Origin of the sequence: Pseudomonas sp. CCI4.2 (assembly GCF_034350045.1) — a bacterium.
Classification (GTDB): domain Bacteria; phylum Pseudomonadota; class Gammaproteobacteria; order Pseudomonadales; family Pseudomonadaceae; genus Aquipseudomonas.
Map to the genome: position 1 here is coordinate 336,245 of NZ_CP133781.1, position 20,046 is coordinate 356,290.

The window sequence follows — 20,046 nt, forward strand, 5'->3', positions numbered from 1 at the left end:
CGATCAGTTCAATTGAAAACGCGCGGTATTGTCACTCAGCGCCCGGCTGCCTTTGCTGAGCATGTCGGCCGCTTGATTGACGGCCCGTGCGCCATCCAGCAAGCGCCCGGCAGCTTGATCGACCTGTTGAATATTACTGCTCACTTCATCCGCCGTGCTGGCCTGTTCTTCGACCGCCGTGGAGATCTGCGCCAAGGTGTCGGTTACGCCCTGCACTGCACTGGCGATCTCACCCAAACGCTGGCCCAACCCGGTCACCGCTGCCGCATCATTGACGGCCTGACCGCACGCCGCGTCCATCAGCCCCACGGCCTGACTGACGGTGTTGCGCAAGCTGTCGACGGTACCCGCGATTTGCGCAGTCGACGCCTGAGTGCGCTGTGAAAGACTGCGCACTTCGTCGGCAACCACTGCGAAACCTCTGCCCTGCTCGCCAGCTCGCGCCGCTTCGATGGCTGCGTTGAGTGCCAACAAGTTAGTCTGCTCAGCGATACCGCGAATGGCGTCCACCACCGATTGAATTTGTTGCCCTTGCTCACTGACACGTCCCAACGCTGCGGCCGTGTCGGTCAGGCGCTGGTTAAGCTGCTGGATACTTTCGGTGGTCCGAAGGCTGTCACGACTGCTTTCTTCTGCCACATGTCGGGTGTGCTGGGCACTGGCAGATGCTTGCTCGCAACTTTTCGCCACGCCTTGGGAGGTCGCCGCCAATTGGGTGGCCGCCGTCGCGATCTGGCTGATCTGTAGCTGTTGATCTTCGACTTCGTTCAGCGTGCGGCTGGACTGGGTATTGAGCGTTTGTACCGCGCCGCTCAATTGCAGGGTTTCGTGATCGACACCCAATAGACTGGTGCGCAATTGCACCACCGCGACGTTGAGTGCGGTGCTGATCGCGGCCAGTTCATCGCGCCCTTCCACCGGCACTTGAACGCAGAGGTTACCGTCACGCAGCGATTGCGCCAGGGTCGTGATGCCACTGGCGCTGCGGCGGATAGAAGCCTGCAAACACACAAACAAATACAGCGCCGCCAATAGCAAGAAACCGAACACGGCGGCGACTGGAATGAACTGCTTAATGGACTGGTCGTGGTAATAGCCCAAGCGATCATCCAATGACGCCAACGATTGGTGGCGCAATGCGGCCAGGTCACTCAGCAATGCGTCAATGCTGCGCTCGAAACCATCGGTTTTGAGGCTGATACTGCCGCCAAACACCCCGTCATCCAGCACTTTTAATTCACTGTCCAGCCGCTGCTGGCTTTTGCGGTACTGGTCGGACCACGGCTGCATTTCTTGCGGTAGTTTGGCTTCCAACGACGCGCCAGTTTTGTTCAGCTGATCACGCGCGTCGCTGAGGCGGCTGCGCAGGTCACGCATCTGCAAGCGGCTTTGCATGGTGAACTGGCCGGACGAGATCGACGTTTGCCCGACACTGGCCAGCCGACCAACACGCTCGATGAGGTCCGGCGTTTGCTGTGTAGCTATTTGCATCAACACATAGGTTTCACGCCATGGGTCGATGTTCAGGCCGCTGTCCAAAACGATTTGTTCACGCAGGTTTTGCAGTGCGGTCAACGCCGTGGTGAAACGCTCGTATCCGTCCGGCCACCAGCCTACCGTGCGTAGGGCCGCAGAATCCAAACCCGTGGTGGCATTTTGTAGCGTCTGGTAACGATTGAGTGTGTCGGCTTGCGCACCATTGCTGTGCAAATCAATGCCCAATTGCACGAGCGCCTGACCCACAACAGGGTTCGCGGCATCGAGTGCGGCCATCGCTTCACGTGCCGCCGGGGTCGGCTCGTGGAGAATATCGGCCGCCTTCCAACGTGCGGCTCGGTCGCGTTGCGCCGCCAACAGATCATCCAGCGAATCTAGCGCCAATAACTGCCGAACACCCGCGCGCTCCCCAGATATTAGGGCCAACTTGTCGCGATAATCCTGGCCGATCATCCATAAACTGCCCACCAACGGCAGCATGAACAATAGGAAAAGCAGCTGAAACTTTCGAGCAAATCCAAAACGCCCTAGCAGGCGGATCCCCGGGGACAAAAGCGTCAGCATTTTAAACCTCTCATTTGGACACCCTCCCATCGCTTGTGGCCATGGAGGCGCCAACTGCAAAAAACCCGGCGGATCGCCGATATATTCGATTTGGAAGCAAGAACCAGACCGCTAATACGGAACGGTTAGCCCTTCAATTGCCACCTGAACGCAGCGCTAGTGGGTTGACCAACTTGACCACTATTGCCATGCCTACTAATGCCGGTAGATGCTCGGCCTGCATGCGTTTCATTACCCGCGACCGATACAGATCCACGGTTTTTGCACTGATACCCAGTTGCTCCGCAATTTCCCGGGTCGTGTAGCCTTGCACCAGCGGCAGCAATACGTCGCGCTCGCGGGGCGTCAACGTCAGCAAGCGCGCTTGCAATGCCGCCTGACCTTGAGCGTCTGACGGGTGTGCATCCGCGCTTTGCAGCGCTTGTTGCACGCTGTCCAACAACAGCTGTTGGTTGTACGGTTTTTCAATGAAGTCATGGGCGCCGGCCTTGAACGCCCGAACCACAATTGGCACATCAGCGTGGCCGCTGACAAAAATCACGGGCAAACGCAGGTCCCGCGCACGCATCTCTTCCTGCACATTCAGGCCGCCCATACCCGGCATCCGCACGTCCAGCAACACGCACGCATTCAACTCGGCATCGCACGCTTCCAGAAAAGCCCGCCCGCTGGTAAACGGCAGCGCTTTGAGGCCCACCGACTCCAACAACCAGACAGTCGAGTCGAGCATGCCTTGGTCGTCATCGACCACATACACCACTTGCTCCGCGACGCGGGTCATTCACTCACTCCTGATGCGGTTGCCGACGGACCCACGCGAGGCAAATAACACAGCAGCATCAGGCCAACCGGCAGGCGCCGGGCCTTTAGCTCGCCACCCAGCCCTTCGATGATGTTGCGACTCATGGATAATCCCAGGCCAAGGCCATCGACTTTACTGGTGTAAAACGGTGTGAAAATCTTTTCCAGTTCCGGCTCGCTCACCCCCGGTCCTTGATCCTGAACACTCAGCTCGATGCGCCCGTCACGCGCCACTTCAGCCGCTAATACAATGGTCGATGATCGACCGGGATGAGCCTCGCGGTTGGCCTCGATGGCGTTGCGTAATACGTTAAGCAACACCTGCTCCAACAACACTCTATCGGCGTAGATCGGCGGAAGATTATCCGGCAATCGCTCTTTTATCGTGACTTGGCAATCGTTCGCTTCCCACCCACACAAACGAACCACCCCACGGGCCACTTCGCTGGCGTCCAAGGCCTGCATTTGCCGCCGCCCTTTGCGCAGAAAAGCCCGCAGCCGCTTGATCACTTCAGACGCGCGATTGGCGTGGTCGGTGATGTGCTCTAAACCCTGGGCCACCCGCTCGGCGGCCTGCGGGTGAGTGCCCAAGGCCTGCAAATAACGCTGGCTGGCGCTGGCGTAGTTGACGACCGCCGCCAATGGCTGATTGATTTCATGAGCAATGCCAGAGGCCAATTCGCCCAAGGTCACTAGCCGCGCCGTGTGCGCCAACTCATCTTCGAGACGCCGCTGACGCTCATCCGCCTGAACTCGAGCAGTGATATCCCTGGACACGCTGACCACCTCGACCACGGCACCGGTGTAGGTTTCGCGGATCGCCCGGCTGGCGGTTTCGAACCACAAGTAATGCCCATCGCGGTGGCGGATTCGGTAGGTCATCGTGTGATAACCCTCCTGGGTCAGCGCATCCCGGGCCCGGTTAATCAGTCCCGCCAAGTCCTGCCCATGAAACAAACCCTGTGCCAATAAACCACGCAGTTCCTCGGGCCAATAACCCAGCAACGTCCAGGCCGCGGGTGACGCATCAATGAAATGACCTTCAGGCGTGTGCCGGGAAATAAGATCAGTGGTGTTTTCGGTGATCAATCGATACAGCCGTCGCGCTTTGGCCGCTTCACGCTCGGCCACAACCTGCTCAGTGGCCTCTCGGCAGCGCGCCAACACCTGGTTTCCCTGGGGAACGGGAATAAACGTCCATAAAAAAATTCGTTGCTCCCAACAGGCTTCAACGTCTTCGATCGCCCGTTGCTGTTCCAGGCAGGCGCGTACCAGCGCAAATTGATTCACCGGCAACAGCGCCGTTACGTCGGTGTTGGGCCACTGCGCCAGTACTTTCAGCAGCGCTGGGTTGAGTTCAATCGGACGCGCCTGACCATCGAGCAATAGGCTGGGTTGCGGGTCGTGGCTCAACAGCACCGAGGTGTGCAAAGGGAAAGTCCGGGGGGAAGTCATCAGATGCCCTGTCGTAAAATGAGTACGCGGATGTCCGCCTCATTCCTTGCGAAGGCAGCCAAACGGTGGCAAAAAAATACATATAGTATAAATACTATATGATTAAGGTATTACTTCCATACCTGACAACGATTGATATATAAAACACGCCGGACTTAAAGCTACCCGATACGGCAAATGCCTAAAGGGTCAGCGACAGAGCTAACAATCAGCCAACCGAGTACCTCTACATGTCGATCTTCGAGCAAGGGCTCGCCCCTGCGGCGGTCAATCATATCGCGTTGTCTCCGCTCAGCTTCATCGAGCGCACTGCCCACGTTTACCCTAACTATCCTGCTGTTATCCATGGTTCGATTCGTCGTACCTGGGCGCAAACCTATGCCCGCTGTCGGCGCCTGGCTTCGGCGCTTGAAGGTCGTGGCATTGGCAAAAACGATACTGTGGCACTGATGCTGCCCAATATTCCGGCCATGTTGGAAGCGCACTTTGCAGTGCCGATGATCGGCGCCGTCTTGAACCCGCTTAACGTACGTCTGGACGCCGAGGCGATTGCCTTCATGCTGGGGCATGGCGAAGCCAAAGTGTTGATTACTGATCGTGAATTCTATGATGTCGTGCACGCCGCGCTGAGCATGCTGGAGCATCCACCGTTGGTGATTGACGTGGATGACCCCGAGTATGGCGAAGGTCAGGCCGTCAGCACGCTGGATTACGAGGCCTTGCTGGCTGAAGGCGACCCGGACTTTGCCTGGCAGTGGCCAACGGATGAGTGGGACGCGATTTCGTTGAGCTACACCTCTGGCACCACTGGCAACCCGAAGGGCGTGGTGTACCACCATCGCGGCGCTTACTTGAGTTCATTGGGCAACCAAATGACCTGGAGCATGGGCAACCACCCAATTTTCCTCTGGACGTTGCCGATGTTTCATTGCAACGGCTGGTGCTACCCGTGGACCATTACCGCCATGGCCGGCGTGCATGTGTTTTTGCGCCGGGTCGACCCACAAAAAATCCTGACCTTGATTCATGAGCATCAGATCACCCACTTCTGCGGCGCGCCCATCGTGCTCAACGCGTTGATCAACATGCCGGACTCAGCCAAAGCCGCCATCGATCACCCGGTACACGCCATGGTCGCGGGTGCAGCGCCGCCCGCCAAAGTGATTGGCGCGGTGGAAGAAATGGGCATTAAAGTCACCCACGTGTATGGCCTGACCGAGAGCTATGGCCCGGTCACGATTTGTGCTTGGCACAGCGAATGGGATGAGCTGCCACTGGACGAGCGCGCCCAGGTCAAGTCTCGTCAGGGCGTGCGTTACTCGACGCTGGAAGGGTTGATGGTCGCAGACCCGAAAACCCTGGAGCCGACCCCACGCGACGGCGAGACCATCGGCGAAATATTCATGCGTGGCAACACGATCATGAAGGGCTACCTGAAGAACCCGAGCGCCACCGCCGAAGCGTTCGAAGGCGACTGGTTTCACACCGGCGACCTGGCTGTGTGTCACCCCGACGGTTATGTCGAGATCAAGGACCGGCTCAAAGACATCATCATTTCCGGCGGCGAAAACATCTCCACCATCGAACTCGAAGGCGTGCTGTATCGCCACCCAGCGGTACTCGAAGCCGCTGTGGTTGCGCGCCCCGACGAGAAATGGGGCGAAACGCCCTGCGCGTTTGTTACCCTCAAAGCCGATCACGAGCACGTTCGCGAAGCCGACATCATCAGCTTCTGCCGCGAACACCTGGCCGGCTTCAAGGTACCGCGCACGGTGGTGTTCAGCCTGTTGCCGAAGACCTCCACCGGCAAAATTCAAAAGTTCGTGCTGCGCGAAACCGCCAAGAACCTTTAACTGTTAAAACGAGGTTCACCTGATGCCTGAATTCAACGCCCCCGTGCGGGACATGCGCTTTGTCCTGCACGAAGTATTTGACGCCCCAGCGCTGTGGGCACGCTTGCCCGCCTTGGCCGAAACCGTCGACGCTTCCACCGCAGACGCCATTCTTGAAGAAGCGGCCAAAGTCACCGGACAGCTGATCGCCCCACTGAACCGCAGCGGTGATGAAGAAGGGGCGCAATGGCACGCGGGCCAAGTCAGCACGCCCGCCGGTTTCAAGCAGGCCTACGCCACCTATATAGAAGGCGGTTGGGTCGGCCTGTCCGGCAACGATCAGTTCGGCGGCATGGGCATGCCGAAAATGCTTGCTGTGCAATTTGAAGAAATGCTTTACGGCGCAAACTCCAGTTTCGCGCTGTACTCGGCCCTCAGTTCCGGCGCGTGCCTGGCCATCGACGCCCACGCCAGTGAAGCCCTGAAAAGCCTGTACCTGCCGCCGATGTATGAAGGTCGCTGGGCGGGGTCCATGTGCCTGACCGAAGCCCATGCGGGCACCGACCTGGGCATCATTCGCACCCGCGCCGAACCAAAAGCCGATGGCAGTTTCAGTATCAGCGGCAGCAAGATATTCATCACTGGCGGCGAGCAAGACCTAACCGAAAACATCATCCATTTGGTGTTGGCCAAATTGCCCGACGCACCGGCCGGGCCTAAAGGTATTTCGCTGTTTCTGGTGCCGAAAATATGCGTTAACGCCGACGGCTCGCTGGCTGAGCCCAACGCAGTCACTTGTGGCTCGATTGAACACAAGATGGGCATCAAGGCCTCGGCCACCTGCGTCATGAACTTCGACGGCGCCAGCGGCTGGCTGATCGGCGAGGCGCATAAAGGGCTGGCGGCGATGTTCACGATGATGAACTACGAACGTCTGTCCATCGGTATTCAGGGCATTGGTTGCGCCCAAGCCTCCTACCAAAGCGCCGTTGCCTACGCCCGGGAACGGATCCAAAGCCGCGCCCCGACCGGCGCCGTCGCCAAGGACAAAATCGCCGACCCGATCATCGTCCACCCGGACGTGCGCCGCATGCTGCTCAGCATGAAGTCCATGACTGAGGGCGGCCGCGCGTTTGCCAGCTACGTTGGGCAACAACTGGACCTCGCCAAGTTCTCCGACGACGCCCAAGAGCGCCAAGACGCTCAATCGCTGGTCGCCCTGCTCACACCCGTCGCCAAAGCGTTTTTCACCGACACTGGGCTGGAGAGCTGCATCCACGGCCAACAAGTACTCGGCGGCCACGGCTACATTCGCGAATGGGGCCAGGAACAACTGGTGCGCGACGTGCGCATCGCCCAGATCTACGAAGGCACCAACGGCATTCAGGCGCTGGACCTGCTAGGGCGCAAAGTCGTCATGGACAAAGGCGTCGCGCTGCGTCAGTTCACCGCCGAAATTCGAACCTTCGCCGACCAACCAAACGTGACTTATTCGGCGCAATTGCTCGACGCGGTAGAACGCCTGGAAAACCTGAGCGACTGGTTACAGGAACGGGCGGACAGCAACCGCAACGAAATCGGCGCCGCCTCGGTCGAGTACCTGCACCTGTTCGGCTACGTCGCCTACGCCTACCTCTGGGCACGCATGGCCCACGTCGCCGAAAGCAAACGAACTGAAGACGAGACGTTCTATGGCGCAAAAATCGCCACGGCCCAGTTCTACTTCAGCCGGATGCTGCCGCGAATATTAAGCCTGGAACACAGCATTCGTGCCGGGAGCGAGTCGTTGTACGGGTTGAATGCCGAGCAGTTTTGACGAATTGAAGAGATAGAGGCTGCGCGATTGCTCGCTGAGAGCGTGGAAAAATGTGGGGTTTAACCGTAGCGAGGGCTAACCGCTTGATCGCACGGATAAATTTTCAAGAACAACGCTTGACACATTTCCCGTATCCGCGAATAATGCGCGCCACTTGGCTACATAGCTCAGTTGGTTAGAGCATAGCATTCATAATGCTGGGGTCCGGGGTTCAAGTCCCTGTGTAGCCACCAAGTACCGGTTTACAGACGTCTACAGCAGTCTATAAACCACCTCAAGAAGCCCGCCTAGTGCGGGCTTTCTTGTTTCTGGCTATCTCTCCTTGTATCCCCCTATCTCTTCCCTCCGTGTATCCCCACGTGCATCCTTTGAAAATAATTGAACCGAGGGGATACACGCCATGAAACGCACTGAAATCAAGCGGCGCCCCTTGTCGGACAAGGCTCTCAGCGGCCTAGAGCCCGATTCGAAGGAATATCGCGAGCTGGACGCCAGCGGCCTGTATTTCCGCGTAAAACCGGACGGACAGAAGTCTTGGCAATTGCGCTACAAGAAGTCGGACGGCAAATGGTCCTGGCTTGGGCTTGGCGGTTACCCCGAAATCAGCGGCGCATTGGCAAGGGCAAAAGCGGCGGATCTTCGCTCGGACGCCGCAGAAGGGAAAAACCCGATGGCGACCAAGCAGGAGCGCAAGGCTGCCGAGGTTGAGGCCGCAAACGACACCTTCGAGACACTAGCCCGCGAATGGCACACTTCCCGCATCAGCAACTGGGACGCAGGTACGGCCAAGCGTGTGATGGGCGCCCTTGAGCGTCATGTATTCCCGGAATTCGGAAAGCGTCGATACACTGGAATTCTGTCGATGGAATGGATGGATCTTCTACGCGGACTTGAGAAGCAAGGCATCCTGGAGCAAATGAGCCGGGTGCGTGCTTACTGCGAGGACGTTTACGACCTGGCCCGAGTAACTGGCCGTGCCGTAAATAATCCACTGGAAGGCGTCCACAATTTCCTCTCGTCTGGCAAAGCCGAAAACTACGCCCACGTCTCGATTGAAGAACTACCCGCCCTCCTTCGCGCCATTCGATCCTATCCGCACGCCCAAGACGTACAGCTTGGTCTGCGTCTGCTTACCCTGCTGGCGGTGCGTCCAAGCGAGTTGCGCGAGGCGCAATGGTCTGAATTCGATTTCGACAAAAAGCTTTGGACGATCTCAGTAGATCGCAAAGGCCGCAAAAAGGGCTTCGAACACTTGGTGCCGCTCTGCCGCCAGTCCGTGGAAGCGTTAACGGAACTGCGGGCACTCACCGGCTCATATCCTCTGCTGTTCCCTGGCCGGAGTGATCGCACCAAGTCGCGCAGCGATACGGTTTTCCTGATGGCACTGCGCCGCTTGGGTTACGAAGGTCGCCAGACCGGCCACGGCTTCCGCCATATCGCCAGCACCACGCTGAACGAACATGGTTTCTCTGCCGATCATGTCGAGGCCCAGCTAAGCCACAAGGCAGGTTTCAGCGCCCACGAAGCACGGTGCTGAAATCAGCTATGAGGCGGAACACGTTCATGTCCGTTTGGGCGCTTCAAGCTCGATAGACAGCACCGCTCTATTCGATACAGCCCCCCCATGCGCAAACAGCTACTTCCGTAATATTTACACGCGGCATCCAAGGAGCAGTATCCACGGACAAGCCGGTGTCGGGCGCCGCTTGGTTACGGGCAAGGTTACGACGATGGATACGGGGAAGCTGAGAACCAGCAGGCTTACAACACTGCTGGCGCTGCGGTCATCAAGTTAATTAAGTATAGGCGGAAGGTCTGACAATATACTGGCGAGCTCTCGCCAAGGATAAAGACTGGTTGCTAAGGATCTGCATCCGGATAAATGCACAAACGGTTTAGCAGCGTCCTTCGCCCCACAAGACACAAGACAAAAATCGCAGATGACGAATTTACCCATCATTGACCACCGGTGGTTCCAGGTGATCAATCGATCGCCTACGTCTTCGTTTGCGCTCTTTGACACATTCAGTTGATGAAGGTACTTCTCATCGGACATCGTCTGTACTCCGCATTCAGGTCGACATGCTTCGTCGACTATCCGCGTTAGACAACATCCCCTACTGGAACTCTCAACTATTGGCTGATCTCGGTATCAGACACGCCAGCATGAGTGAGGCGCTCCCTTAGGAGCTGATCCAGCGTGAGATCCAGCCTTTTAGCCTCTGCCGGTGATGACCTTGCACAGACATTAAGTGCCACCACCCACTGTAAGTCAAAGTCGCTCACGCGATCGGAACCACCGATACCAAGCGTATGCGTCCTCCTATTTTGTACGTTACTAAAAAGCCCATGAAGTAATCCTTTTCCTAGTCTTGCATAAGCGACAAATTCGCAACCTATGCCTGCCTGAGCTACTGTTTTAGATAAGCCTGCTTGGCATCCTCCGTCATTGAAACACCTTCAATTGCGCTTAACCCTTTAAAATCCACCAGTGCGGCAATGTAGCCATCCGCGACACCCTTCTCGTACAGACGATCATCCTCGTTCGCTTGTTCAAGAATCGCATCTATCCGCAAGCGCACTGCTCGCCTAAGCATAGTGATATTCATCTTCGCACCCAGCATGTGTCTTCCGCAGCTTCTACTATTCACTCAATTTTAGCTAACGAAGTTGAACTGTATTGAACCATTTGTCAGAAGTTGTAAAAGCCGTATTACAGGCAATCAGCCCCACAAAGCATGAGAAAAAAGGAGCGGCGCGAGACGGTGTGTCCCGCCGGCGGGACAATTGATGTACTTAATCAATCAAGCATTGGCGGGAACTCAGAAAGGATTTCAGCCAGCTCGCGCTACGGATAAAGCTTGTCCCTGCCCGCTATGCATCCCGGAAGATTCGTAAAAGACATTCCTGCAAGAGACGCGGGTTGCGAAGCCAGGCACGTATAACAGACGACAAGATTGCCCATCATCAACCACCGCCCATTCCAACCGATCAGCTGCTCGCCAAGGTCGGCGCTGTCGCTCATAGTTGAAGATAACCAGTAAGCGCGTTCTGGGTCTGACAGCGGAAAACCTCCCTGTTATTTCGTGCGGACCAAAAGTCGATGTCATCCTCATCATAGACGTCAAATAGAATGTCACTTTCATCCAAAACGCTTTGAATTCCTCTGATGTCCATCGGTCAACCAATTCACGAGTATGAAAAATCCTTTTGACTCGGCTGGACACAAATTATGCAGATTGGAACTGAAACATAATGACTATACGGACGCCTGAAGAGGCAAGGAGTTGGCTTCGAGCGCAGGGAATTAGCGTTTCGGACTTTGCTCGAACTCATGGCCTTGATCCTGCTACGACTTATCAGGTGCTGTACGGAATTAAGAAAGGGTTCCGGGGTAAGTCTCATACGTCTGCGGTTGCGCTCGGGATGAAGCTTTGCGTAGAGCCTGAGTCACGACCTGATGAACCATTGGTACGTCGGGATCTCTCGGATGATATTTAGCGCACCCCTACCGATAGACCAGGGAGTTATATACAAAGTGGAAAGATGTGAAGTTTGTGATAACCATGTGCGCGGTTCACACACTAGCCAATCGCTCGTACACTCATAGAAATACCTAGACGAGCTAGAAGGAATTCCCATGCACGGTATGAGTGCAAGATTGAAGGAAGAGCGAAAACGCCTCGGCCTTTCGCAGCAAGCATTGGCGACTATCGGTGAAATAGAACCAAACGCTCAGGGCATGTACGAGCGAGGTGCGCGGTTTCCGAATGCCACCTATCTGTCTTCAGTCGCAAAAGCAGGTGTGGATATTTTATTTGTGGTGACGGGAGTCAAGAAAGTACGGCCAACGGATAGCATGACCATTATGGACACTAAGGTATTGCATGAGCTGGACGGCCTGCCGAAAGACGTACAAGACGACATCAAAAAATTGATTTCGACCCTTTTCGAACAAGATTCACAGGAATAGGCCGCAACCTCACTTATTCCTTCGTCAGTGAGGTTGATATAGATAGGGCATGGCAGTGAGAGGGATGACAGGGGAGTATCCGTCGTAGGATTGTCACTTCACCAGGTAGGGTGCTGCAACTGAATAGCCTGTGCCTATTGGCTCAAGATGGTTATGAGAGGAGCTAGCGTTTTCAAGGTCTTGCTGAAGTTCCGCAATGAAACTTGAAATAGTACGACTGGTATTGAGCGACGCAGTGGTGATTCCGGTGACAACCAGACTCTCCCTGTCTCCACCTTCTTGAAAAACGCGCACGGTCAAAGACGAATCGGCCGAGAGAGTGCATTCAAAGCGGTTTGGCAGGAAGCTTTGCTCCACAATATGTCGTAGTTCCAGTGTCGAAATCATTTTAAAATAATCCTAACAAAAGTCAGCCCAAATGACTCTCGCCTCAGATGATAAGGAAGCCGTAATTATTTACGACTTGATGAGCTTGCCTGAGGTAAATCTGGCCCGGCGCTCACAAGCCAGTGTAGGCTAATCATCCAAAAGCATTGGATTAATTTAGGTCGCAATCCATATGAGTTCGTCCACTACGCCTTCCACGATTCAGAGGAAGTCATCGGTACCAGCGAGCTATTGTGGTGAAACCGCCACAATCGAGACGCCAGCGGAGTACCGCTCATCTGGAAGGTGGTGGGGATTGCCAGGACGGCGTTGAGAGCATTGTGATGACGAAACAGCCACCAGCAGCGAGCGCCGTGTATCCCCCGGTGTATCCCTATAAAACACACACAGAACAAAACCCTTTAAATACAGCCACTTAACGACCCAGTTCAAATGACTGTGTACCACCAAGTACTGTTTCATGGCATCGCTCGATGCTCATGAAACAACAAGAAGCCCGCCTCGTGCGGGCTTTCTTGTTTCTGGCTGGCTCTCTTTTTTCACCCGATCTATCCCCTCCGCGTATCCCCACGTGTGTCCTTTGATAGTTATCGAACAGAGGGGATACACACTATGAAATGCAAAGAAATCAAGCGGCGCCCTTATCGGCGGCCTTTAATTCCGCGTAAGGCCTGACGGTAAATGGTCTTGATGTTTTGAGTGCGCTGGAGCATCTGCGTCGCTTGAGACTCGAGGGCGATACCCCGTCGCAGGTGTTCTATCAACTCAAATCGCTTTTCCACACTGGAAAGCCTTGGTTCGGCCCGTATAAAAGGCAACCACACTACTTTGGCCGACTACACAGAAAGCAAGGTGGAGGCAAGGCTCAAGATACAGATCAGTTACGCGAGGTGGCCAATATCGAGAAAGCGATGGAGTACATCGAGCGAATCATGAAGCCAGGCGTAGCGCTGACCGAGCAAATGATTCGAGAGTTACATGCGATGACTGTCGATGACCTTCTGCGAGAAGGCGACAAAACGCCCGGAGCTTATCGCAACGGAGCTGTTCGAATATCTCAATCTGAACACCTGCCTCCAGATTTCATCCAGGTTCAAGCTTGTATGCAGGATCTGGTGGAATTCGTGAATCGTGAAGATTCTCCGAAATATGACTTTATGAAAGTTGCACTGGCGCACCACAGGTTTGGATGGATACACCCCATTGGCAATGTTCGGGTTGTGAGGCTGCTCACCTATGCACTCTTGATGAAATATGGCTTCAACGTAAACAAGGGAGGTCGTGTCTTAAATCCAACGGCCGTATTTTCCAACAATCGCGAGCGTTATTACGCGATGCTTTCCATGGCCGACAAAGGCACAAAGGAAGGTAACGTATCTGATCAAGAAACTCGTCGATCAGGGAATGCTCCTTCCGCTTAATCCCGGAGCCAGGCAGTACACGATGGGATTTTCGAACAATTATCTGATTCGAGGCGTGATCAAATCACTGAGAGAGCAGGGCTTCATACCGGCGCCCCTGGAAAACCCTTAACCGTCGTCCAGCCGTTTCTGGGGAAGGCCTCTAGAATCAGTACCGCTTGTCGGCATTGGTTTTCAAATGGTCCACAGCACCCCATTTGGTCAGCTTGATAGTTATCATGACGGTCTCCTAAAGATCGCGGGCCAACTTGAGCGCGGCCCTAATGTCTTTGGCCTGGCTCGCCTTATCACCACGAGCCAGAAGGATGATGAGTTCATACCCGCGCTGAACGAAATACATCAGGCTCGTGGCGAGTTGGCAAAAGCTCAATGGATGGCAATCGCTTTTTAGGAAAAAAGCAGCGCTTCAGCCAAGCACGATTCTCAGCAGCTTGGAACCTGACATGTATTCCACTTGGCAAACCCAACAGTCACACCTTCACCTCGTTGGGCGTATGTGTCTTAAGCCAGTCGGCCAAGACTTCATTCATGCGTGTTTGCCAACCCGGGCCGGATGCTCTGAACTGCGCCAAGACCTCTGGATCAAGACGCAAGTTGACATGCTCTTTGGTGATCCCTGACTTGGGACGTCCACGCTTTGGCTGAAGCATCTCTTTCACTTGGGCTTTGCCGAACAAATACGGCAGCACGTCACTAGCCTGCCTGGCCTTTGCGAAATCCTTGGCGGACCACTCTGGGTTGGTCGAATCAACCCTTTCAGGATTGGGTTTCTTGGTCATAGCTTTTGACCTCCCGCTTATTGGCTTTACGAAAACTGATGACGTGAACTGCATCGCCCCGAGGGGTGAACACCACAACATACAGTCGATCTTCTATGAATCCCATTGCCTGGTAGCGGCACTCTCCGTAGTCAAATCGCTCATCTTCCACGATCAACGCAGTAGACCATTCGAATTCCAGCACCTGTGCGAATGGGAGTCCACGCTCTTCAATGTTTCGTGCGTCTTTGGCTGGGTCATAAGTAATCTGCATTTATTTATTGTAGCCACAATAATTGATATCGACAATTGGCTGCGAGCCCTAACCGATACCATGCGTCGAGCCTGTCGTGCGACCGTCGCTGCAGATCAGCGATCAGGCTTAGAACCCGAACAAAAACGCTATGGCGCAGCCGTTTTTTGATGACAAAAAACCAACCTGAACAACGTGTAGAAAAAACTTTACTCAGGCCTGACCTGAGGCTGACAAACCTGACAAAGCGCCGATGTTACCTTTGGTCGGCTGCGGGATTTCCCGTAGCAGGCCCGTCTGAATGGTCGAAAATTCAGAGATAACAGTTGGTTACTTGTCCACCTCGTCGCTTTGCTACGACTTGCCCAGGCTTTCCAAGTGTCCAGGAGGTAACGATGTCTATTGGTGCAATCTCAGCTTCGATTTCAACCGCCACCGCTTCCACTCAGGCAGCTACGGCGTCGAGCCAGGCAGCTACGCAAACCGCGACTGCCAGCACGACCGCAGCCACGACTGCCACGACTGCCACAACTGCCAGCAACACCACGGCAACCAGCAAACCTCATCATCACCACCACCATTCAGCACAAAGCAGCACCGCCAGCAGCTCAACCGCAACGCCTACGTCTTCACCGTCTGTAGACAGCAACGGCCAGGCCATTGGCCAGACCATCAGCGTCACTGCATAAAATGCTGTTGAAATAACTGAACGAAGCAAACCCCGCTTCAGCGGAGTTTGTCTTGGGCTGTACCTGTCTGTATCGACGTCAGCCATGATCGCTTTGAGCCGTATCGCTGAGACCCGCCCACTGCGGGTTTTATTGTTTCTGGAGTTCCTATTCTTCAGTCACCCCACTCCCATCTCGCCCATCCTCAACAATAAAACATCGCCCCTTACAATATTTCCGCCGATGAAACGTCTTCAATGTCATGGACCCCTCGCACAGCCAGAACCTGATGACCGATCGAAACAGCGACATCACCGCGACTGTCTTGCGCGAACGCACCAAGCTGGGGAATTTCATCCGGCGGCGGGTGCGCGACGCCACTGAAGCCGAGGACATTTTGCAGGACGTGTTTTATGAGTTCGTCCAAGCCTATCGCCTTCCGGCAACGATTGAGCAGGCCAGTGCATGGCTTTTCCGGGTGGCGCGAAATCGGATTATTGATCGGTTTCGCAAGAAGAAAGAACTGCCCATCAGTGGGATGAACGAAGACCTCGATGGCGACGATGAGGCGTATCGACTGGACCTCGCGCTGCCGTCGATGGACGCCGGGCCGGACGCTGTATTCGCCCGCTCGGTTGTACTTAACGCCTTGCAAGATGCGTTGGACGAACTTCCAGAGAATCAGCGCGATGTGTTTATCGCCCACGAAATCGCGGGTATCAGTTTCAAGGAAATCGCGGCGCAAAGCGGCGTTGCGGTGAACACTTTATTGGCACGAAAGCGCTATGCCGTCCTGCATTTGCGCAGTCGGCTGCAAACGGTTTATGACGAACTTGACTCGTAACGGAGAGCACACATGAAATATCGACTGAGAATTGCGGCACGGGTGCTGTTGGGGATCGTGGCGGTGGCCATGCTGGGCTGGGTGGTCATGGCGCTGTGGAACTGGGTGATTCCAGAGTTATTCACAGGTGGGCGAGTGATCGACTATGGGCATGCGTTAGGGTTGCTGTTGCTCAGCCGGATCTTGTTTGGCGGATTCCGTGGGCGCGGTGGCTGGCACGGTCGTCGGGACTGGCGCAAATGGGAAGCGATGACGGCCGAAGAACGCGAGCAGTTCAAACAGACTATGTTCTCCGGGCGACACAAGCGCTCCGAGGGTTAATCGCGGCAGATCATTAAGTGCCAGCAACAAAGCCGGGAGCGCTCCCGGCTAATACCTTGATACATTTCCCCGCCGTGCTATAGGATGCACGCAGGAGATGGCATTCCTCCTCTAACCGCCTTGTGCTGATGATGCCTACGTGAATCCTGAACAAGGCGCGTAGGTGTGCGCCTTGTTCCTTATGAGAACAGGCCCTTGAATACGACCTACCAGCTCCCCTTCGATAAAACCTCGCGCCCCTGGCATCAGCCTGCTCTCCAATGGTCGGGAGCGTTACGCCTATGCTGAAGTCAATTTTCGCCATCGCTTTCGGAGCGTCCGTAGGCGCGTTGATGCGCTGGCAATTAGGCATGAAGCTCAACTCGGTGTTTCCGACGCTTCCCCCCGGTACGGTGGTCGCCAACATGGTCGGTGGCTACATCATCGGTCTGGCAGTGGCATTCTTTGCGGCAACCCCGACCCTCAGTGCCGAGTGGAGACTGCTGGTCATCACCGGCTTTTGCGGTGGTCTGACCACGTTTTCCACTTTTTCGGCCGAGACCATTATTTTGATTCAACAAGGGCGGCTGCTCTGGGCGCTCAGTTCGATCGCCGTGCATGTACTCGGCTCCCTTGCGATGACCGCACTAGGATTGCTGACCTTTCAACTCATCAGCGGACGCTGAAGGAAGACCCCATGAATGGCTTTCAAGTGATTTTCTACACCCAGCAGAACCGTCGCCATGACGGGAAAATGCTCGGGGAATGGATTGTCGACCTGGCAAAAGAACTGGGTCTGCGTGGCGCAACAATGGTGTCTGGCATCGAGGGGTTTGGGCACACAGGCAAGATCCATTCAGCTCACTTTTTCGAGCTGGCCGATCAACCGATGGAAGTACGACTGGCAATGACTGACGAGGAGGACCAGCGGCTATTTGAGCGTTTGGCCATCGAAGACGTCGCATTGTTTTATATCAAGATGCCCATTGAACTGGGCTTTGTCGGTAAAGCCGTGGAAAAATCCAACTAATCCCTTACACCTGAGCTTTTCAGGTATCCCGGCATCACAGCGCGTCATCTTAAAAAGTCCGCATTGTCGTTGGATTCTTAGACTGCCACCGTGGCGCATTGACGCCTCGGCGTGGACGAGTCCATCCAATGACCGTCAGGGTTGAAGTTCAGTCAGGATGCGATAAGCCAGGCGAACTCGGGCTTCATTGGGAAAGTTCTTGTTCGCGAGCATCACGATACCGAGCTTTTTCGCTGGCACGAACGCCACATACGCACCAAATCCGTTGGTTGATCCGGTCTTGTTTATCCAGACAGATTGCTGCGGCGGCAGAGGCGGATTTAGCGCTGTGACGGCGTTGCTCTCGTATGCCATCTTGTTCGAGTTGCCTTCCAATAATGCGTCCAGTGAGACTGGATAGCGGTATTGCTCCCAGATCAGGTCCTGCGTCATGGCCCTCAACTGGAAGTAACCGGTGTGGGTGTCGGCCATCGCGCGCTTGAGCAATGGACTCGTTTCTGCAAGGCCCATGTTGGCTTCGACGAAGCGAATCATGTCTTTGGAAGTCGTTTTCACCCCGTAGGCTTGGGCGCCGAGCACGCCAAGACTGAGTCTGACGGGCTTGTCGTTCTTGTCGTAGCCTTGAGCGTAGGCGGGCAACTTGTTCGCCGGAACGGTGATGAAGCTGTTGGGCATGCCGAGTTCGGGAAACAGCCGATGCTCCAAGGCTTGGTCGAAAGGCATTCCCATGCTCTTGGCGGCAGTCATTCCGAGCATTCCGACGCTTGGGTTGGCATAGGTTCTGTAGGTGCCGGGGGCAAACGTCGGTTGCCATGCTTTGAAGTACGCCATCATCTGCGTGGCGTTCTGTATGTCATCGGGAAACTGCAGTGGGAAACCGCCGGCCGTATGCGTCGCCAGATTGATCAGTGTCACGTTGTCAAACGGGCTGCCCTTGAGTTCAGGCACATAGGCGCTTGGGCGATCAGTCAGCAGTAGCTTGCCGCTGGCTTGAGCGTAAGTCGCCAGGGTTGCCGTGAACGTCTTACTGATCGAACCTATTTCAAACAGCGTACTGTTGCTAACCGGCTGCTGCGTTTCTCTGGAGGCAACGCCATAGTTGTAGAACTGCGGCTTGCCGTCCACGGTGATTGCGATGGCCAATCCAGAGACTTTATACCGCTGCATGACATCCTGAGCGGCGTCTTTAACGAGGGTATCGATCTCTTGTTGTCCGGCATTCGCCACGCCAACACTGCCGAAAAAGACGCAACTGCTTAACAGACATAGGCCGCGGAGTGTTTCCATCATGCACATTTGAATGTTCCTTATTCATTGTTATTTGATCGAGTTCAATTCCAGCAACCCACGCTCCCAAATCTGTCGAGTCCTGACCCAGACGATTTCCTGCCAGTCTTTATCCGCCGGATAAAACTGCTCCAACAGACCGAGCTTGATGTCTCGTCCGACGTTATCAAGGGGATCACCGTACAGGTGCAGCCATTGATCGTCGCGCAGGTGGCGATGAACAACTTCGCCCGGATAGGTGCCGCATTCGATGACGAAGGGCATCATGCGAACCTGGGGCAACGCATCGATCAGGGCTTGCGAGGTGTAACCGGTTGCGGTGGCTGCGATTCCGGTTTCACTCAAATGTTCGGCACCGGTCAGCAGGGTGTAGAGCCAAGGACCGTAGGCCGCCTGGGCATCGGCTAATGCGAAGTAGGCCCGCTCGGCGATGGTCAATAACATCGGATGACCGTAAGCACCTGCGCCGGTATGCAGGTCAAAACACATGACTGTTTTGGCGTTTGAAAGATGTTTCTGGATGATGGCGTGCAGAGTTGTATTAGACCAACTGGGCGACAGTCCGCCGTAAAACAGTCCATCCGGATGACTGTGTTGGCCGCCTTCGACAATCGACATCACCGTCGGCCAGCCGTGTTTTTGGACCTGCTCATCGAGCAACGCATCGGCGCGTTCTCGCAGCGGTCCGCGCAATTCAGTGCACGCGTAGATGTAATGAAGTGCGGCGTAGGCGTGGTTGGCTGGCAGTGGACGATTGAAGTCGAGATGATTTCGGTTCAGGTCGATATTGTCTTCGTTGACCCGGCGCAGCCAAGCGGTGCCCCATGGATTGATCAAATGGATCATCACGATGGCCGTGTCAGAGGGCAGTGGGCGACCGCCCAGCAGTTGTAGCCATTGAGCCTGGCAATTGGAGCCGTAGAAGCCTTCAACCCCGTGGGTTCCGCTGATTGCGACTAACAAGCGAGAGGCGCCGGGATCGCCGAGCACCGCTACGTCGGTGCTTAACGGCTCGCCGAAGGGGCCTGGAAGCGGGTGCGAATATTCAGTGAGGCTCGCGCCCGCAGCCGTCGCCGCCGCTAAAAACTGTTCACGTTGAGCGCGGTAACTGACGTGTGTCGGAAAGTCGGTGTGCATATCGGCCCCTTATGGTCTGCGAG

Annotated in this window: 18 protein-coding genes, 1 tRNA gene, 2 pseudogenes and 1 riboswitch; of the genes and pseudogenes, 12 read left to right on the forward strand and 9 right to left on the reverse strand. The window is 55.4% G+C overall.

Features of this window, described 5'->3' with window-relative positions; genetic code table 11:
• Positions 1 to 3: 3 nt before the first annotated feature.
• The 3 genes from RHM65_RS01540 to RHM65_RS01550 all read right to left on the reverse strand — a co-directional run bounded on the left by RHM65_RS01540 (position 4) and on the right by RHM65_RS01550 (position 4,317).
• A complete protein-coding gene (locus RHM65_RS01540; RefSeq protein WP_322167702.1) occupies positions 4 to 2,061 on the reverse strand; it encodes a methyl-accepting chemotaxis protein in 2,058 nt (685 codons plus the stop codon).
• A gap of 133 nt (positions 2,062 to 2,194) precedes the next feature.
• Positions 2,195 to 2,842: a response regulator transcription factor gene (locus tag RHM65_RS01545; RefSeq protein ID WP_322167701.1), complete on the reverse strand. Its 648-nt coding sequence runs from the start codon at positions 2,840 to 2,842 to the stop codon at positions 2,195 to 2,197.
• On the reverse strand, positions 2,839 to 4,317 hold the full coding sequence (locus RHM65_RS01550; RefSeq protein ID WP_322167700.1) for a PAS domain S-box protein: 1,479 nt from the start codon (positions 4,315 to 4,317) through the stop codon (positions 2,839 to 2,841). The genes RHM65_RS01545 and RHM65_RS01550 overlap by 4 nt, the downstream gene beginning before the upstream one ends.
• Positions 4,318 to 4,547: 230 nt before the next feature.
• Here RHM65_RS01550 and RHM65_RS01555 point away from each other — a divergent pair, with 230 nt between their 5' ends.
• From RHM65_RS01555 to RHM65_RS01570, 4 genes and pseudogenes are all read left to right on the forward strand, one after another.
• A complete protein-coding gene (locus RHM65_RS01555) occupies positions 4,548 to 6,170 on the forward strand; it encodes an acyl-CoA synthetase (protein ID WP_322167699.1) in 1,623 nt (540 codons plus the stop codon).
• Positions 6,171 to 6,192: 22 nt separating this feature from the next.
• Positions 6,193 to 7,965, forward strand: coding sequence for an acyl-CoA dehydrogenase C-terminal domain-containing protein (locus tag RHM65_RS01560; protein ID WP_322167698.1), 1,773 nt, complete (start codon positions 6,193 to 6,195; stop codon positions 7,963 to 7,965).
• A gap of 156 nt (positions 7,966 to 8,121) precedes the next feature.
• Positions 8,122 to 8,198, forward strand: a tRNA-Met gene (locus RHM65_RS01565).
• A gap of 167 nt (positions 8,199 to 8,365) precedes the next feature.
• Positions 8,366 to 9,472 (forward strand): annotated as a pseudogene (locus tag RHM65_RS01570) (tyrosine-type recombinase/integrase); the annotation flags it as partial.
• A gap of 904 nt (positions 9,473 to 10,376) precedes the next feature.
• On the opposite strand, the gene RHM65_RS01575 reads toward RHM65_RS01570, so the two are convergent.
• A complete protein-coding gene (locus RHM65_RS01575) occupies positions 10,377 to 10,589 on the reverse strand; it encodes a hypothetical protein (RefSeq protein WP_322184200.1) in 213 nt (70 codons plus the stop codon).
• 631 nt (positions 10,590 to 11,220) lie between these two features.
• Here RHM65_RS01575 and RHM65_RS01580 point away from each other — a divergent pair.
• Entirely contained in the window at positions 11,221 to 11,466 is a 246-nt protein-coding gene (locus tag RHM65_RS01580) for a DNA-binding protein (RefSeq protein ID WP_416194753.1), read from the forward strand.
• A gap of 139 nt (positions 11,467 to 11,605) precedes the next feature.
• The gene (locus RHM65_RS01585; RefSeq protein ID WP_322167696.1) at positions 11,606 to 11,938 is read left to right on the forward strand and encodes a helix-turn-helix transcriptional regulator; all 333 of its coding nucleotides are present in this window, start codon (positions 11,606 to 11,608) and stop codon (positions 11,936 to 11,938) included.
• Positions 11,939 to 12,031: 93 nt separating this feature from the next.
• On the opposite strand, the gene RHM65_RS01590 is transcribed toward RHM65_RS01585, so the two are convergent.
• On the reverse strand, positions 12,032 to 12,325 hold the full coding sequence (locus tag RHM65_RS01590; RefSeq protein ID WP_322167695.1) for a DUF1652 domain-containing protein: 294 nt from the start codon (positions 12,323 to 12,325) through the stop codon (positions 12,032 to 12,034).
• A 671-nt stretch (positions 12,326 to 12,996) separates the two neighbouring features.
• On the opposite strand from RHM65_RS01590, the pseudogene RHM65_RS01595 reads away from it, so the two are divergent.
• Positions 12,997 to 13,858, forward strand: a pseudogene (locus RHM65_RS01595) (Fic family protein).
• A 358-nt stretch (positions 13,859 to 14,216) separates the two neighbouring features.
• On the opposite strand, the gene RHM65_RS01600 reads toward RHM65_RS01595, so the two are convergent.
• Positions 14,217 to 14,525, reverse strand: a complete 309-nt coding sequence (locus RHM65_RS01600; RefSeq protein WP_322167694.1) for a BrnA antitoxin family protein — start codon at positions 14,523 to 14,525, stop codon at positions 14,217 to 14,219.
• Complete coding sequence (locus RHM65_RS01605; protein WP_322167693.1) at positions 14,503 to 14,778, reverse strand: BrnT family toxin; 276 nt, start codon at positions 14,776 to 14,778, stop codon at positions 14,503 to 14,505. Before RHM65_RS01605 ends, RHM65_RS01600 begins: the two co-directional genes overlap by 23 nt.
• Before the next feature lie 374 nt (positions 14,779 to 15,152).
• Here RHM65_RS01605 and RHM65_RS01610 point away from each other — a divergent pair, with 374 nt between their 5' ends.
• From RHM65_RS01610 to RHM65_RS01630, 5 genes are all read left to right on the forward strand, one after another.
• Positions 15,153 to 15,446 (forward strand): hypothetical protein, encoded by a 294-nt coding sequence (locus RHM65_RS01610; RefSeq protein WP_322167692.1) that lies wholly within the window; start codon positions 15,153 to 15,155, stop codon positions 15,444 to 15,446.
• A 268-nt stretch (positions 15,447 to 15,714) separates the two neighbouring features.
• Positions 15,715 to 16,269 carry an RNA polymerase sigma factor gene (locus RHM65_RS01615; protein WP_322167691.1) on the forward strand — a complete coding sequence of 185 codons (555 nt, stop codon included), beginning with the start codon at positions 15,715 to 15,717 and terminating at the stop codon, positions 16,267 to 16,269.
• Between the two features lie 12 nt (positions 16,270 to 16,281).
• Positions 16,282 to 16,590, forward strand: a complete 309-nt coding sequence (locus RHM65_RS01620) for a hypothetical protein (RefSeq protein WP_322167690.1) — start codon at positions 16,282 to 16,284, stop codon at positions 16,588 to 16,590.
• Positions 16,591 to 16,674: 84 nt separating this feature from the next.
• Positions 16,675 to 16,735: riboswitch (Fluoride riboswitch) on the forward strand.
• Positions 16,736 to 16,871: 136 nt separating this feature from the next.
• Positions 16,872 to 17,255, forward strand: a complete 384-nt coding sequence (crcB, locus tag RHM65_RS01625) for a fluoride efflux transporter CrcB (RefSeq protein ID WP_322167689.1) — start codon at positions 16,872 to 16,874, stop codon at positions 17,253 to 17,255.
• An 11-nt stretch (positions 17,256 to 17,266) separates the two neighbouring features.
• Positions 17,267 to 17,599 carry a DUF190 domain-containing protein gene (locus tag RHM65_RS01630; protein WP_322167688.1) on the forward strand — a complete coding sequence of 111 codons (333 nt, stop codon included), beginning with the start codon at positions 17,267 to 17,269 and terminating at the stop codon, positions 17,597 to 17,599.
• A gap of 135 nt (positions 17,600 to 17,734) precedes the next feature.
• Here the strand turns inward: RHM65_RS01630 and ampC are convergent, their stop codons facing one another.
• Together ampC and RHM65_RS01640 are read right to left on the reverse strand one after the other, a co-directional pair.
• Complete coding sequence (ampC, locus tag RHM65_RS01635) at positions 17,735 to 18,901, reverse strand: class C beta-lactamase (RefSeq protein WP_416194783.1); 1,167 nt, start codon at positions 18,899 to 18,901, stop codon at positions 17,735 to 17,737.
• 15 nt (positions 18,902 to 18,916) lie between these two features.
• Positions 18,917 to 20,023 carry a DUF2817 domain-containing protein gene (locus tag RHM65_RS01640; protein WP_322167686.1) on the reverse strand — a complete coding sequence of 369 codons (1,107 nt, stop codon included), beginning with the start codon at positions 20,021 to 20,023 and terminating at the stop codon, positions 18,917 to 18,919.
• Positions 20,024 to 20,046 lie beyond the last annotated feature (23 nt).